A 16,298-nucleotide genomic window follows, 5' to 3' on the forward strand; every position below is an offset into this window, starting at 1 on the left:
ATCCGTCACATGATGACTGACCTGACGCCCGAGAAGGACGGTCAGATCAACCACGTAATAAGGAGCCGCCAGCTCTTCGAGCCAAAACCCGGTTTTCAGCCCGGTATCACCGAGTTTGTCATGCGATGTGAGAACCATCAGGATTTTCATGATTATGATCCATAAATGTTGCTTATATGTGTGTCCGCCCTTCCTTGGCCTGCAGCAACGAGAGGAGTGAGTCGCCACAGGGTAAGGTCGGTGAGCACTTCAACTATTTTGTATTAGACCGGTCGTCTAGTCATATCTTTCTGGCCCCAACCATACTGGCAAAGAATATTTTGTGCTCAACTGAGATATTGCGAACAGAGAAGATTAATATTAGACTGTTCGTCTAGTGAAATCAAATTCGCCTGAAGTAAACACATGAACACACGGTCTAATATCGTTGCAGCGGGCCAGACCCTGATCGGCCAAAAAGGTTTCAGCGCCGTAGGGCTTGCCGAAATCCTGAAGTCAGCCGGCGTTCCCAAGGGGTCATTCTATCATTTCTTTGCGTCTAAGGACGCATTCGGCGCCGCCGTATTAGACGATTACTTTGATGCCTATCATGCCGAAATGGACGAGATGTTTGGCATGCAAGGGCTCACGCCGGGCGAAAAACTCATGCTTTATTTTGCCAACTGGCGCGAACACCAGAGGCTTAACGACTGTCAGGGCAGATGCCTGGCCGTCAAATTGGGAGCAGAGGTTTCAGACTTCTCAGAGACCATGCGTCATGCGTTAAAGCAAGGAACGGACGGCATTATCTCGCGCCTTGCAAATGTAATCGAAACTGGAAGGGAAGATGGTTCGCTGCGGCCTCCATCGTCCAGTGAAGATGCCGCCGCCAATCTGTACGCTCTTTGGGTCGGCGCGAGCATCATGGTCAAAATCTCACGCGAGCAAGACGCCTTCGACGCGGCGCTGATAAACACGCGGCAGATGTTGAAAATGGCTGCGAGCTGACACAGGCTTCAGATACTTTCTAGCTTGTCACTGGTGTACACGGTGACTCCGTTCGCGGCGGTATGGGCGATTGTACCCACTGCCCGCGCGACCTGGCTGGTCTTGATGGGTCGATATTTTTTGAGTGGACCACATAGAAGAAAATTAAAGTGAGGCATAATGCGACCGGCCCATTTTTCTTTGAACCGATGGTCCTAGCGATCACCCAGCAACAAAGATGGTCTAAGTATATCGACAGAAGGATACCCAATCCTGGCGAGGTCACGTTCTGTCTCGCCTTTGACATTTGCATAGTAACTGGTAGACCCGATCCTTGCTCCCATTGAAGACACTAAAAGAAACCGCGTGGCCCCCTTTCGATACGCAATTCGGGCGCATTGCAGGACATAGTCATGGTCGATCTCGCGGAATGCCTCACGACTCCCGGCCAATTTCTGAGTTGTTCCAAGGCAACAAAACACTGTGTCCGCACAAAGGCTCGCGGCGACCGCTTCGATAGAACCCTTGTCCGCCAGAACCTGGACAACCTTATGTCCTTCGTACTTAATTGGCTTGCGATCGACACAAACAAAGCGTTCCCAGCGTTCGTCACGTATTAGCAAGTCGACCAGTGCTCTGCCGACAAGTCCGGTTCCTCCAAAAACAAGAGCAGTCCCAGACATGAACGGAACCTTCAGCATCCATGGTTTGGGTTATGGTTTTCGTTCGATAGACGATCACCGGTCAGTGACGCTAAGGAATAACCGAACATCGGCGCGCGAACCTAAGCGGCACCTTGGGATCAAGATACCGCTTAGGTCTTTTTATTAACTGGGCAGGTATTCCCTGCTCCAGCTCTCGCTGACCGTGCCATCGTTTAACATTCCGTCAATGGCTGCGTCGTCATAGCCCAGCTCCTGCAGAACCGCCCGCGTGGACGTGCCGAATTTCTCGGCCGGGTCCAGCGCATAGACCGTTCCGCGCACAGGGCGGATGGCAAAGGGGTCCAGCTGCGTGGCCGTGTGGCCGCTGGGGTGATCTTCGCGCACCGAGAAGGAATAGCTGCCCCGGTCGATCCCCGGCGTGCCATCCGCGGGCCGCGCGTTGTAATAGCGCAGCGAATCGATGTTTTCGCAGATCGTTCCGCCCACATCCGCCGCCTGCAGACGTTCCGCCCAGTCGCTGGCGCGAGCCTGATAAAAGGCGTTGGCCAAAAAGGCGTCGCGATCCTCGGGGGCGACCTCTTCGAACCCTTCCAGACCCTCGACCGAAGCCAGACGGGGCACATCGTGTTCATAGGCGCTCAGCAGGATGAAACGGTCGGACGAGGTGTAGTAAAAGCGCGTCAGCGCGTCATAGCCGTTGAACTCACGGCCCGCCGGTTCGTCAAACAGCCCCCGGCGTTCATGGTCATAGCAGTAGGGGATCTGCGCCAGACCGCTGAGCGCCGCCAGCGAGGTGCGCGGACGCCCGACCTGACCGGTTTTAAGCTTTTGGTACAGCGCCGTCGCCACACCAAGCGAGCCGCCAAAGCCGCACATGACGTCAATGGTGCCCACATGCGCGTGTTCCTCGGGCGTCTCCATCGAGCCGCCAAAGCGCAGCATGATGCCTGTGGTGGCCTGCACCAGATCGTCATAGCCCAGATAGTTCGACCGCGGGCCCCGGCGGACGCCGCCAAAGCAATCCATCTTACAGAAGATCGCATCAGGGTTCAGTTTCGCTAGGTTTTCGCGGTCCAGACCCATCGACTGCACCTGCGCGTCGGTTGCGTTCCAGACGATGACATCGACGGATTTCACCAGTTTCTCAAAGATCTCGCGACCTTCGGGCGATTTCATATCCGCCAGAACCGAGCGTTTGCCCGAACCATGTGTCAGGCTGAAAATCACCGTGTTCCAGCAGTCATAAAACGGCTTGGCCGGGTCCAGCTTGATCACCTCGGCCCCGAAACGGGCCAGATAGGACACGGAATGCGGCCCGGCAATCACGTTGCACAGGTCCAGAATGCGGACGCCGTCCAGCCAGCCGGTTTTCTCTTCTTCAGGCACCGGGTCGGGCACCGCGGTTTCATGCGCGCGCAACGAGGCCAGAGCCGTGTCGAAATCCACCCATTCCCGGCCGCGCGGTTCGAGCATTTCTTCGCCGCTTTCCTCAAGCCAGACCATCGGGCCGGGCTGGATCATGGTGCCAAACTCGGGGTCTTCGACCTCGACCATCAGACCGGCGGTTTCGGCGTGATCATCGTGAATCCACTCCTGCAACCAGCGCTGAGGCGCGCCGGGGAATTTGCCGCGGCCGAAAATCCGCTCCCATTCCTTTGAGGTCCGTGTCAGGAACACCTCTTTCATCCGCTCGGCGATCTTGTCGGCCCATTCCTTTGGCAGGGGATAAACGCCCAGCGAAACGTCGTTCTTCCACTCGGACATGGGCAGATAGGTGTCTTCTTCCTCGGTCAGCCCTTCCTCGACCAGCTCATCATAGATGCCAAGCTTCTTGAGGCAGCGCTTGGCGTGGTCCTTGTGGCTAGGGCAGACCACATAGAACATCCGCCCGTCTTTACACTTGTAGGACCGGTAGAACGGGTCCAGCAATTCCTGCAGGTCTTCGTAGCTGACATTCATCGGCAGACCTTCGACTCGGCGCCGCTCGATCTCAAGCTCGCGCTGGGTCTTATAGCGGTCGGGATAGTCCTCGATCTTGATCGAGTTGTAGCTGAGCCCTTCCATCACGGCCGAGGCCAGCGGCACCTCGATCTGGTCGCCGTACCCGGTACGCTCGCGCGATTGCAGCGCCAGCACCACCGAAGACGCGGCCAGCATCGTGCCATAGGCCGAAGCCAGCGGCAGCGGCGAAAAGGAGGGGTTGATCCCCATCAGCACCCGGTTCAGGCCCATATCGGTGAACACGCCCGAAGACGCGGCGATGACGCTTTCATAGGCCCGCCATTCGCGGCGCAGCTCGTCATTCGAGGCAAAACCGGGGATCGACAGAGTGATCAGTTCAGGGCGGGCTTTGCGCATCTCGGCGAACTCCAGACCCATGCGGGTCATGGTGCCAGGACGGAAGCTTTCGACCAAAATATCAGCCTCGGCGATCAACTGGCGGACCTGATCCACACCTTCGTCGGTTTTCAGGTCCAGCGTCACAATCTGTTTGTTGCGGTTCAGCGTCGCATTGGCCGGGCTCTCCCACAGCGGACCACCGGGGATTTCCACCCGGATCACGGTCGCGCCGAAATCGGCCAGCACCATGGCAACGGCCGGGCCAGCGATATATTGACCAAAATCGATCACCTTGACACCGGCAAGCGGCAGCTCCGTGGACGTGTGACGTGTCATGTGCATTATCCCTGCAAAATGTCGGACCCGCAGCCCGATATGACGTGAAAAGCCCCGGGTCCGCCCATGAACCCGAGGCCAGATTTTTCTGATCGCCGCGTTAGCGGCCCGCCTGAATCCACCGCGCCGCCTTTTCCGCGATCATCAGGGTCGGAGCGTTGGTATTGCCGCTAGTGATCTCGGGCATGATCGAGGCATCGACCACGCGCAATCCCTTGATCCCCTTGACCTTGAGCTGAGGGTCAACCACGGCCGTCGGATCATCCGCGCTGCCCATCTTGGCGGTGCCGACGGGGTGGAAGATTGTGTTGGCGATATCGCCCGCCAGCTTGGCCAGTTCCTCATCGGACTGGTACTGGGTCCCCGGTTTCCATTCCTGCGGGTTATAGCGCTTCATGGCCGGTTTCGCCATAATTTCACGCACCTGACGCAGGCTGTCAGCGGCGACCTTGCGGTCATCCTCGGTGTCCAGATAGTTTGGCGCGATCATCGGTGCGTCGGTATATTTGCCCGACCGGATGCGCACATGGCCACGGCTGGTGGGGTTCAGGTTGCACACACTGACCGTGATCGCCGGGAAATCATGCAGGTCTTCGCCAAAGGCCTCAAGGCTCAGCGGCTGGACATGATATTCCAGATTGGCATGGGTGCGGCTGGGGTCCGACCGGGTGAAGGCACCCAGCTGGCTGGGCGACATGCTCATCGGGCCCGAGCGCTGCAGCGCATATTGCAGGCCGATCTTGGCCTTGCCCACCAGGCTGTTGGCCAGGGTGTTCAGGGTTTTGGCCCCGTCCACTTTGAACACGGCGCGGATCTGCAGGTGATCCTGCAGGTTCTCACCCACGGCGGGCGCGTCCAGCACCACGTCGATGCCCTGCGATTTCAGGAATTCACCATCCCCGATGCCCGACAGCTGCAGAATCTGCGGCGAGTTGATAGCCCCGGCGGACAGAATGACCTCGGCCTGCGCCTTGACGGTCACCGGCTGGCCCGCACGGCGGACAATTGCACCGGAACAGCGGATCGCGCCGTCATCAGTGGTGTCAAAGGTCAGACGCTCGACCTGCGCTTCGGTCCAGATGGTCAGGTTCTGACGGTCCTTCGCCGGACGCAGGAACCCTTTCGAGGTATTCCAGCGCCAGCCCGACTTCTGGTTAACGTCAAAGTAACCTACCCCGGCATTGTCGCCCGAGTTGAAATCGTCGGTCGATTCAATGCCCGCCTCATTTGCGGCCTTAGCAAAGGAATCCAGCACGTCCCATTGCAGGCGCTGCTTTTCAACGCGCCACTCGCCGCCATGGCCATGCAGGTCAGAAAAGCGGCTGTTGTCGCCAGTCGCCGGGTCCGCCCCGCCATCCAGCTTGTAGTGGTTTTCATGCGCCTTGAAGTCGAGCAAAGAGTTCTGCCAGCTCCAATCCTCTTCGCCGCTCAGCTTTGCCCAATTGTCAAAGTCACGCGCTTGACCCCGCATGTAGATCATGCCGTTGATCGACGAGCAGCCTCCCAGCGTCTTGCCACGTGGATAGCGCAGCGTTCGACCGTTCAGGCCCTTGTCGGGCTCGGTCTGGTACAACCAGTCGGTGCGGGGGTTGCCAATGCAGTACAGATACCCGACGGGGATGTGAATCCACGGGTAATTGTCTTTCTTACCAGCTTCCAGCAGCAGGACACGTTTCGACGGATCCTTGCTGAGACGATTGGCCAGCAGGCAGCCGGCGGTGCCGGCCCCCACGACGATATAGTCAAAGGTTTCCATGGTCAGTGCTCCGATCTCAGCGCGCGACGGGCATAGTGAACTCAGCGCCTTTTGAGATGCTTTCAGGCCAGCGCTGCATGATGGACTTCTGCTTGGTGTAGAAGCGGACGCCCTCTTCGCCATAGGCGTGGGTGTCGCCGAACAGGCTCTTCTTCCAGCCGCCAAAACCGTGCCAGGCCATCGGCACTGGGATCGGCACGTTCACACCAACCATGCCCACCTGAATCTGACGCCCGAACTCGCGCGCGGCGTTGCCGTCGCGGGTGAAGATGCTGACGCCGTTGCCGAACTCGTGGTCGTTGATCAGCTGTACACCCTCGGCAAAGCTGTCGACGCGGATGCAGGACAGAACCGGGCCAAAGATTTCCTCTTTGTAGATCGTCATGTCCTTGGTCACATTGTCGAACAGCGTGCCGCCCATCCAATAGCCATCCTCGTGACCCTCAACCGTGTAGCCACGGCCATCGACCACCAGATCAGCGCCTTCTTCGACACCTTTGGCAATGTAGCCGGTGATCCGCTCATGCGCCGCCTTGGTGACGATCGGACCCATCTCGGCATCCATCTCGACCCCGTTCTTGACCTTGAGGCTTTTCAGACGCTCCGCGATCATCGGCACGATCTTGTCGGCCACGTCGCCTACCAGCGTGGCCACCGAGATCGCCATGCAGCGCTCGCCGGCCGAGCCATAAGCCGCGCCCATCAGCGCATCGACGGCCTTGTCCAGATCGGCATCGGGCATCACCAGCATGTGGTTCTTGGCCCCACCCAACGCCTGCACGCGCTTGCCGTGACGGGCGCCGGTCTCGTAGATGTAATTCGCAATCGGGGTCGAACCGACGAAGGAAATCGCCTGCACGTCGGGGTGCTCCAGCAGCGCGTCCACGGCCACCTTGTCGCCCTGCACCACGTTGAAAACGCCATCGGGGAAGCCGGCCTCTTTCATCAGCTCGGCATACATCAGCGACGGAGTCGGGTCAGTCGGCGAGGGCTTCAGGACAAAGGTGTTGCCTGCCGCGATGGCGACCGGGAACATCCACATCGGCACCATCACCGGGAAGTTGAACGGGGTCACACCCGCCACCACGCCCAGCGGCTGGCGCAGGGTCCAGTTGTCGATGCCGGTCGAAACCTGATCGGTGAAATCGCCCTTGAGCAGCTGCGGGATATCGCAGGCGAACTCGACGATATCGATGCCGCGCTCAACCTCGCCGCGGGCGTCGGTGAAAACCTTGCCATGCTCGGCAGTGATGGCGCGGGCCAGCTCGTCCTTGTGCTCGTTCAGCAGGTTCAGAAACTTGTTCATCAACCGCGCGCGGCGGATCGGAGGCATGTTCGACCACGCCGGAAACGCCGCCTTGGCCGCCGCAACCGCCTTGTCCACATCCCCAACCGAGGCCAGATCAACCTGCCCCGTCAGAGCCCCCGTCGCCGGGTTGAACACGTCCTGAGTGTTGGTGCGCGCACCACCATAAACCTCGCCATTGATATAGTGGCCGATTGCAGTCGTCGTCATGGATGCCTCCTCCTTGGGTTGACCTCAATCTGCCAAATCCAAACAAAACAAATCCAATGACTAATCATACCAAGTGATATAAGCAGCGTTAATATATCACCGACCGGAAACGTATAATAAGTTGTTTTTAATAAATTAATTCTCCGGAAAACGAGTAGATTACGACTCCCTCAGCGCCCAAAGGGGACTCTCGATGAACTAACTGTCGGGTCGAATACGCGCGGCCGTCTTGTTGGCAAACGCCTCAAGTCGCGCGCGGGCATCAGTTTGAGTATTCACCACGCCGGCAACGACCGATTCGGCATAGGCCGCGTCCAAAGGAGACATGTTCTGCATGTGGCTGATCGCAGAGCAGATGGCAAAGTTGGTCAACGGCAGGTTCTCAGCCGCGCGGCGCGCAAGGTCCAACGCTTTGTCAAAGCTGGACCCCTCGACACGGTATTGCGCTAGGCCGATTTCAACTGCCTCCTGCCCCTGATAAACGCGGCCCGTCAGCATCATGTCGACCATGCGGGCCTTGCCAACAAGATCAGCCACCCGAATAGTGGCCCCTCCGCCGGTGAACAGCCCACGCTGGCCCTCGGGTAGAGCGAAATAGGTGCTGGCGTCGGCGACACGGATATGCGCCGCACTGGCCAATTCCAATCCGCCGCCCACAACAGCGCCAGTAAGGGCGGCGATCACGGGAACGCCGCCATATTCCATTTTATTGAACGCTTCATGCCAACGCAGGCAGACATGCATGAAATCAGCAGGACTGCGATCGGCCTGATGGTGCTCGACCAGATCGAGGCCAGCGCAAAAGTGATCGCCTTCACCCGTCAGGACAATCGCCGCGGCGCCAAGTCGAGGCGCGCTGCTGAACAGGTCAACCAGTTCATCAATCGTGGCAATATCCAACGCGTTGCGTTTGTTCGGGCGGTTCAGTCGCACAATCCAGACGCCATCTTCGTGTCGCTCAACGACCAGATTCTTCAGTTCACTCAGTTGGTCGAGGGTCAGCATCGTCTATCCTATGGCTTTTTGTCTGGGTCAAACATCTAACGAATTCTGGGGCCCGCGAAAGGGCGGGCACAAAAAAAGGGCGGGCGTTTTTACGCGCCCGCCCCGATTTTTCAGACCTTACTCGGCCGGTTCAGCGGCGTGAACGCTGGTCACGCCCAGCTTTTCACGGCGACTGTCACGGATGATGCCCTTAATCAGTGCAACACCCATCAGCGCCATCACCAGGCTGAACGGCAGCGCCCCAATCACCATCGCGGTTTGGATCGCGCCCAGTCCACCGATGATCAACAAGGCACCCACAACCAACGCCAGAGCCGTGCCCCAGAAGATGATGTGCGGACGGCCTTTGGGGCCTTCGTCACCGCCCGAGTTGATGGTGTTCACGATCAGAACAGCCGAGTCTGCCGAAGTGACCAGATAGGTCAGCAGCAGGATCACAACAATTACCGCCATTACCCAGGCAAAGCCAGACGACAGGATCACGTCCAGCATCGCAAACAGCTGTGCCTGCTGACCGGCACCCGAAATCGCATCACCAGCGGTGCCATTCAGGGTCAGGTCGATGGCGGTGCCACCAACGATGGTGAACCAGACGAAGCACATCATCGAGGGGATGATGATCGCACCCAGCACGTATTCACGAACGGTCCGCCCGCGCGAGATACGCGCCAGGAACACACCCACGAATGGTGCAAATGCGATCCACCAGGCCCAGTAGAAGACGGACCATCCTCCCTGCCAGCTGGCCAGCGCATCGCCAGTTTCGGTACCATCAGCTTTCCAGACGTTGAACAGCATACCCGGCAACGCCACGATATAGTCGAACAAGCCGACAAACAGTGCTTGCAGGCCGAACAGAGCCGAGCCGAAGATCAAGAAGAAGGCCAGCAGGAAGAAGCTGAGGCCCATGTTGATGTTCGACAGCCATTTGATGCCTTTGCCGACGCCCGACAGAGCAGACAAGGTGGACGCACCCATGATGACCAGCAGAGCAACAACGATGGCAGCAGTGGTGGCTTTCCCATCTTCATTCAACAACCAATCGCCAACACCAATCCGGTGCAGACCGGCGACGAACTGTTCAACGCCAAAGCCCAGCGTCTGCGCGACGCCCAGAATGGTGGCAACAACGGCAACGATGTCGATCGCGTGGCCCAGCTTACCCGACAGCGCACTGCCGAACAGCGGTGCCAGACCCGAGCGAATGGTCAGCGGCAGGTTGCGGCGGTACGAGAAATACCCCAGCGACAAGCCAACCAGCGCATAGCACGCCCAAGCCGAGAAGCCCCAATGCAGGAACGACCACTTATAGGCATTGCGAACGTTATCAGCCGACGACCCTTCTGCCAGACCCTGAATAACCTCGGGGTTATTGGCAAAGTGGTACATAGGCTCTGCGGTTGCAAACGTCAGCATTCCGATGCCAATCCCCGCCCCGAACATCATCGAGAACCAGGAAAAGCTTGAAAACTCGGGTTTGTCACCGGGCAGGCCCATTTTCAGACGGCCAGTCGACGGGATCAGCGCCAGCACCACACAGACGATGATGAAGAACGCCACGACCCACGTGTACCAGGCCGCAAAGTTCGACAGCAGGAAGCTGTTCATTGCGCCCAAAACACTCGATGCGTTCTCTGGGAAGGCAATCGCCCAGAAGATCAGCGCACCGACTAGGATTTTTGACGCGATGGTGACGTCTTTGCTGAAGCCATCATAAAAGCCGCCTTCGCTGACTTCGATGGGCAACTCCATCAGTGGTGGTTCTTTTGCCATTTATGTTTCTCCTCCGTGATTTCGTAAAGTTCGCACTTAAATTAGGTGGTCATTAAGCACGATCCGCCCGGCACCTAGGTCTCCGTCTTGTGTATCGAGCGGTGTTTTGTGTTCGAGTGTCTCTCACCCTAAACCCGTTTTTCGCGCCTCAGAGCGTTGATCGCGCAAACGTGCTTCCGGTGTGACTGTATCCATCTACTCCTTTGCGGCTTTGGCGGTTTCCCGCAGCTGGAATTTCTGGATCTTTCCGGTCGATGTCTTGGGCAACTCAGCGAAGATCACCGATTTAGGAGTCTTGAACCCAGCCAGATTTGCGCGACAAAAGCTGATGATTTCTGCTTCGTCAGCCTCGTGACCCGAGCGCAGTTCAACAAATGCACATGGCACTTCCCCCCATTTCGGGTCAGCCTTGGCAACAACCGCCGCTGCTTGAACTGCCGGGTGGCGGAACAACACGGCCTCAACCTCGACCGACGAGATGTTTTCGCCCCCCGAGATAATCACATCCTTCAACCGGTCGCGTATTTGGATATAGCCGTCCGGTTGAATAACGGCGGCATCACCAGACCAGAACCATCCATCCTTGAACGCCTTGGCCGTGGCTTCGGGATCTTTGTAATACCCCTTCATCACCGTGTTGCCCCGAATGGCAATCTCGCCTTGCGTTTCGCCGTCGCGCGGAACTTCTTGCCCGGTCTCGCTATCCAGAACCGTCACATCTTCGACCATTGGGAAAGCGATACCCTGCTGGGCTTGCAGCTGGGCTTGCTCCTCGGGGTGCTTGTGATCCCAGTCATCCTGCCACAAGCACTGCGAGATATGGCCATATGTTTCGGTCAGGCCGTATACCTGCATGACGTCCAGACCCATCGCCTTGGTCTTTTCCAAGACAGAAGGCGGCGGCGGCGCACCAGCGGTAAGGACACGAATTGAGGGATCAAACGGCGCGGCATCGGTATCTTCGTGCTCCGCGATCATCTGAAGTACGATAGGCGCTGCTCCTAAGTGGGTGACACCATGGGTCCGGATCGCGTCCAGAACTTTGTCTGCTGCGGGCGTCCGCGTGAAAACCTTGGTTCCGCCCAGAATAGCCATCATCCACGGATGGCCCCAGCCATTACAATGGAACATCGGGACCACAGACAGATAGATCGGATAGTGCGGCATTTCCCAAGCGGCAACAGTACCTAAAGCCATCAGATACGCACCGCGGTGGTGATACACGACGCCCTTCGGGCGCCCCGATGTGCCCGACGTGTAATTCAGAGCGATCGCATCCCATTCACTGGCTGGCGAGACCAACAGATCAGGATCGACAGGAGCAGCGGCGAGGTCCTCGTAGTTTCTGCCACCCAACGTGTCGGACCTTGGCGCATTCACATCGTTGATCTCGACCACTGGGACCGTGCGGCCAAGCCGCTCGAAAGCCTGCGACAGGAGGGGAACGAACTCACGATCAACAATCACCAGTTTGGTATCTGCATGATCCAGAATGTAAGCGATCGTTTCGGCTTCCAACCGTGTATTGAGCGTGTTGAGAACCGCGCCCATCAGCGGGATGGCGAAATGAAGCTCGAACAATTTCGGGATGTTCGGGCTTAGGATAGAAATCGTGTCGCCCTTGGACAAACCCAACGCCTTCAAGCCGCTTGCAACAGCACTCGCCCGAGCGGCTATATCGCTCCAATTGCGGCGAACATCCCCATAGATAACCGCGACACGGTCTCGATGGACCGAGTTTGCCCGCGACAAAAACGAAAGCGGTGAAAGCGGCACAAAGTTCGCTGCATTTTGCGCCAATGCGTCATAGTTGTGCTGCATGGCCTTTCCTCCCAAACGACCAGATCAGTTTTTTAGCTTGCCGCCAACTGTTGGCGGCTCAGAACGTTCAGGAAGAAAGCTCAGTGGCACTGTCAGCGCCGAAACAGGAACCCGTCAAGCCACCACACGCCACGAGAAGACGTAGTTAACTTTTTGGAAACCAACCCGGATCACTTCTGGCGCATTGTGTCTTTTTCTGTCTGACTAATTTCTGGTCCGCGTTGTTTAATTAGAACGCGGATTCTGTAAAATATGGAAAAATTTTTAAGGGGTATCGAATTTTTCAATGTCACGACGTACACCGACACTCAAAGGCCTGCGCGCCTTCGAAGAAGTCTACATTCTGGGTAACTTTACTAGGGCCGCCGATGCCCTGAACGTCCAACAGCCAGCAATAAGTTATCAAATCAAACAGTTAGAAGAAGACTTGGGGACTCGTCTTTTCCTGCGAAAAAACGGCAAGCTTGAGCCCACACCGCCAGCGCATGATTTGTTTCACTCGGTTTCACGAGCTTTTGATGGAATCCGCGAGACATCGGCCCGGATTCGACGTGCCGATCAAAAGCAGGTCTGGACGATCGCAACGTATGCCGGTGTCGCCGCGCATTGGGTGTCACCCCGCCTACCGGCACTTTCCAAACACCTAAACGTGCGCACCAAAGTCGTAACGCTAGTAACGGATGCTGACTTGTTTCGAGAAGAGGCAAATTGCTGGATTGCATTCGGAGACGGATACTGGCCCGGGTTCGAGTCCCGCCTGTTGATCCGGGAACGTGTTTTCCCGGTCGCGTCGCCCAGCGTCGCCCGGCAGATTCTTAAATTGAAGGACCGGATCGAAACCGGAGGCGTTCCCTTCATCGAACTGGAAGACACCGAGCACCGCTGGTTGGACTGGCAATCCTGGCTTGGGGCCAGTTCCGAGAACTGGAACTTCTTGGACAACCGGATCATCGTAAACGATCATGGTATGGCGCTACATCTGGCGCTGGCAGGATCAGGGATCGCACTGGGGTGGCACGGCGTTTTACAAGGCCACCTGAACGCCGGCAGTCTTGTTCAACTTTCCCAGTACGAGGCTACCTCCTCCAGTGGATATTGGCTTTTGGGTCGCAAGGGTTTTTTTCAATCCGAAGAAGGTCAGAAAATCTACGATGCCCTCGCTCCAGAAACCGACTAAGGACTGGATAGTGGTTCCCAACACTACTATCGGAAAACATAACTTTTCCGCAGGATCAATGTCTGTACAAGTCGACCTAGTCTATGTTTAACAAGCCTGCCGCTACAGCCCTAAATGCCGGCCAATAAAATGATGCAACAGGACGCGCGCATATTATTGACGCACGGCTTTCAGCAAACCCTCTCGGCTGCTCTCAACAAACACTGCCCGGACAAAAACGCCTAACCGAACCCCGGTGACTGAGCGTCCCAAATCAGATTGTTATCTGTTCATCTGTTGGGCTATCGTGAAATCATGTGCCAGACCCGCATGACCATCGGAATACCCATCATTCTACTGTGTTTGGCTTTGAGTGCGGCACAATCCTACGCAGCCGATCGCGTCGCATTATTGATTGGCAATTCGGACTATGCCACGCAGGAAATGTCACTGCGCAATCCCGGCAACGATGTCGAAGCTTTGGGCAACACGTTGCAAGAGCTTGGTTTCACGGTCATTCAGGCCACAAACCAAAACGCACGAACCATGCAAGAGGCGGTAGACAAGTTTGGTGCTATCTCAAAGGGCGCTAAGATGGCCGTGTTCTTCTATGCCGGGCATGGGGTACAGATCGGCGGGGCAAATTACCTGATCGGCACCGATTTCAACGGAAATAGCCTGCAGGCACTAAAACGAAGTTCGATCACGCTGGACCGAGTGCGGGACGTTATGACCAAGGCCGGGCCCGATGTCGGCGTCCTGCTTTTGGATGCCTGCCGTAACAATCCGTTTTCCGACAAGGGCCTCGTCGAACATGGCCTTGTCAGAATGCGTGGCGGAGCGGGTTTGTTGATAGCCTACGCGACAGACCCAGGAAACGTGGCGTATGACGGGCAAGGAAAGAACAGCGTTTTCACCAATGGGCTACTGGACCATATTGCGACGCCGGACCTGGACGTTCGACTGATGTTGGGTCGTGTCCGCCAGCAAGTGGTTTTGGAAACCGATGGGCGCCAGATCCCTTGGGTCGAGGAATCTGTGCTGGACGAACACAGTTTTGCACCCGGCCTGCCCAACAGTTCGCCCAAAGACGAAATCACTGCCGATCTGGAACATTGGAGACGTATCTCTTCCAGTTCGGACAGCCGGGAATTCAAAACTTACTTGAAAACCTATCCCGATGGGTTGTTTGCCATATTTGCCCGAGAACAGCTGGCATCCCTTGAAACGCCGGCGGCGACTCCGCTGACACCGGTCAGTGCCACATTCACACAAGCCGATCCTCAGAAGCTTGCGACCGCCTTGATGGCATTGGGGCATCTCAAAGAACCGCAGTCTTCTGACCTTGGCCCTGCACTGGACAGCTATAGGAGGGGTTTGCCAGCTGCGGAAACAGCCACGCCGGAGCGGCTATTTGAAGACGCGGCACAGGTTTCGGTGTATCTGGCGGTCACAACGATGCAAAGGCTGCGCACCGACATTATAGCCCTTCGCAGCGTCGAGCGCACACTGACCATTGCCGAAGATGCTTTGAAGCAAATAGAAGACATCGCCCGTTCAAATGCAGACGCATTGCCGGTTTTGCAACAGGCACGCAGTGATATCTACGACATCTACCGGTCGCGCGGGATTATCCTGCGCCGTCTGGACCAGAGCCGCGGTTATTATGATGAGGTACTGGCCCGTGCTGTTATTTTTTTTCCACCCGACATTGATGCTTCGATTGTCAATCCTGCATCAGGGTCACGTAATCTCGATTTTGCCAATGCGCAACTGACGCAGGACGCGGGCTTGTTCCTACGGCATGTATCGCAAGCAGATGATAGCAGAAAAGGAAGTTACCAATGGCTGGCCGATCTTATCCCTCCCGAATAGGTGCAAGCCTTGTTGTTGCGACCTTAGTCCTGGCGGCCTGTGGCGACAGCACTCAGACGTCGGCTCCAGCAACCACCCCCTCGGGCATGACACAAGCCGAGGCCAATTTGGTCAAACAGGCGGCAGCCATGCAAAAGACAATCCTGCAGGGCGCAGTCGCCGGAGGCGCGGTAGGCGGAGGGATCGGCTTTGGTCTGGGTGGAAGTGATGATGTGGGCACAGGCATCTCGATCGGTTTTGGCGCCGGGGCTTTAGCAGGGACTTACGTCGCCTTTGTCCAGCGCAGCTATGCAGGGCGTGAGGCGCGTTTGCGACAGATCAAGAAAGACCTGGATCGCAACACAACTGAAATGCAGACGACATTAACCGTTATGAACCAGGTTCTGGCTGCACAGAAAGCCGAACTGGATGCACTGAACGCAAGCATCGCCGCAGGCACGGCCGACCCATCGCAGATCGAAAGAGAACTGGCCGAAGCCAACGTAAACTTGACCCAGATGGAACTGGCCATTGACGGTGCCGCCAAACGACAGGCCGAATTCACCGAGGCCCGCTCTCTTACAATTGCCCGCGGACAGGCAACTTCACCAATAGATGCGGATCTTACGGCTTTGTCGAACCAGATCATGCAGATGCGCGGGATCGCCAGTGATCTGGCGTCGTCGTTGTGACGGATGCACGAATGATCCGCTTTACCGCCCTAGCCTGCCTGTTTCTTACCGCGTGCCAAACCACGACTGATCCTGCAGACGGTGGGTTCTTCGCCGGTGTTTCTGGAATTACTACCGGTGCCTACGACGATCGTATCACCGCAGCCGAAGGGGAAGTGGCCACGGCGCAGGCACGAAATGATGCGCTTGCTGCGCAAATTCGATCGTCGGAATCTGAACTGGCCAATCTCAAGCTCAAAATTCTACAACAACGCGACGCAACTGGCGGAGGCGACGCAGCAACGGCGGCTCGCATCGACCGTGTTTTGAACGACACGCCTGGGGGGGCTACGCCGGAAGCCAGACTGACGGCCCTGCAAAAAAGCATCTCGGACGCGCGCGCACTCAGCGCCGATTTAGCTAAACTGTCGGGTTAAAC

Annotated in this window: 12 protein-coding genes; 5 read left to right on the top strand and 7 right to left on the bottom strand. The window is 57.1% G+C overall.

The features are described from left to right. Positions 1-405: 405 nt before the first annotated feature. Positions 406-987: a TetR/AcrR family transcriptional regulator gene (locus AC2TAD_RS19460; protein WP_480869770.1), complete on the top strand. Its 582-nt coding sequence runs from the start codon at positions 406-408 to the stop codon at positions 985-987. A 194-nt stretch (positions 988-1,181) separates the two neighbouring features. On the opposite strand, the gene AC2TAD_RS19465 is transcribed toward AC2TAD_RS19460, so the two are convergent. The 7 genes from AC2TAD_RS19465 to AC2TAD_RS19495 form a co-directional block, all read right to left on the bottom strand. Then, the gene (locus AC2TAD_RS19465; RefSeq protein ID WP_480869772.1) at positions 1,182-1,649 is read right to left on the bottom strand and encodes an NAD-dependent epimerase/dehydratase family protein; all 468 of its coding nucleotides are present in this window, start codon (positions 1,647-1,649) and stop codon (positions 1,182-1,184) included. Positions 1,650-1,793: 144 nt separating this feature from the next. Continuing rightward, complete coding sequence (locus AC2TAD_RS19470; protein WP_480869774.1) at positions 1,794-4,307, bottom strand: CoA transferase; 2,514 nt, start codon at positions 4,305-4,307, stop codon at positions 1,794-1,796. 100 nt (positions 4,308-4,407) lie between these two features. Further along, positions 4,408-6,063, bottom strand: a complete 1,656-nt coding sequence (locus AC2TAD_RS19475) for a GMC family oxidoreductase (protein WP_480869776.1) — start codon at positions 6,061-6,063, stop codon at positions 4,408-4,410. A gap of 16 nt (positions 6,064-6,079) precedes the next feature. After that, complete coding sequence (locus AC2TAD_RS19480; RefSeq protein WP_480869778.1) at positions 6,080-7,579, bottom strand: CoA-acylating methylmalonate-semialdehyde dehydrogenase; 1,500 nt, start codon at positions 7,577-7,579, stop codon at positions 6,080-6,082. A 198-nt stretch (positions 7,580-7,777) separates the two neighbouring features. Continuing rightward, positions 7,778-8,584 carry a crotonase/enoyl-CoA hydratase family protein gene (locus AC2TAD_RS19485; RefSeq protein ID WP_170356406.1) on the bottom strand — a complete coding sequence of 269 codons (807 nt, stop codon included), beginning with the start codon at positions 8,582-8,584 and terminating at the stop codon, positions 7,778-7,780. A 117-nt stretch (positions 8,585-8,701) separates the two neighbouring features. Continuing rightward, positions 8,702-10,357: a BCCT family transporter gene (locus tag AC2TAD_RS19490; protein WP_170356405.1), complete on the bottom strand. Its 1,656-nt coding sequence runs from the start codon at positions 10,355-10,357 to the stop codon at positions 8,702-8,704. 195 nt (positions 10,358-10,552) lie between these two features. Continuing rightward, entirely contained in the window at positions 10,553-12,178 is a 1,626-nt protein-coding gene (locus AC2TAD_RS19495) for an AMP-binding protein (RefSeq protein WP_480869780.1), read from the bottom strand. Between the two features lie 286 nt (positions 12,179-12,464). Here AC2TAD_RS19495 and AC2TAD_RS19500 point away from each other — a divergent pair, with 286 nt between their 5' ends. The 4 genes from AC2TAD_RS19500 to AC2TAD_RS19515 all read left to right on the top strand — a co-directional run bounded on the left by AC2TAD_RS19500 (position 12,465) and on the right by AC2TAD_RS19515 (position 16,296). Further along, positions 12,465-13,355 (top strand): LysR family transcriptional regulator, encoded by an 891-nt coding sequence (locus tag AC2TAD_RS19500; protein ID WP_480869782.1) that lies wholly within the window; start codon positions 12,465-12,467, stop codon positions 13,353-13,355. Positions 13,356-13,664: 309 nt separating this feature from the next. After that, positions 13,665-15,209, top strand: a complete 1,545-nt coding sequence (locus AC2TAD_RS19505) for a caspase family protein (RefSeq protein WP_480869784.1) — start codon at positions 13,665-13,667, stop codon at positions 15,207-15,209. After that, entirely contained in the window at positions 15,179-15,880 is a 702-nt protein-coding gene (locus AC2TAD_RS19510) for a hypothetical protein (protein ID WP_480869786.1), read from the top strand. The genes AC2TAD_RS19505 and AC2TAD_RS19510 overlap by 31 nt, the downstream gene beginning before the upstream one ends. 11 nt (positions 15,881-15,891) lie before the next feature. Next, on the top strand, positions 15,892-16,296 hold the full coding sequence (locus tag AC2TAD_RS19515; RefSeq protein WP_480869788.1) for a hypothetical protein: 405 nt from the start codon (positions 15,892-15,894) through the stop codon (positions 16,294-16,296). Positions 16,297-16,298 lie beyond the last annotated feature (2 nt).

It is taken from the genome of Ruegeria sp. HKCCD7628 (assembly GCF_057221005.1).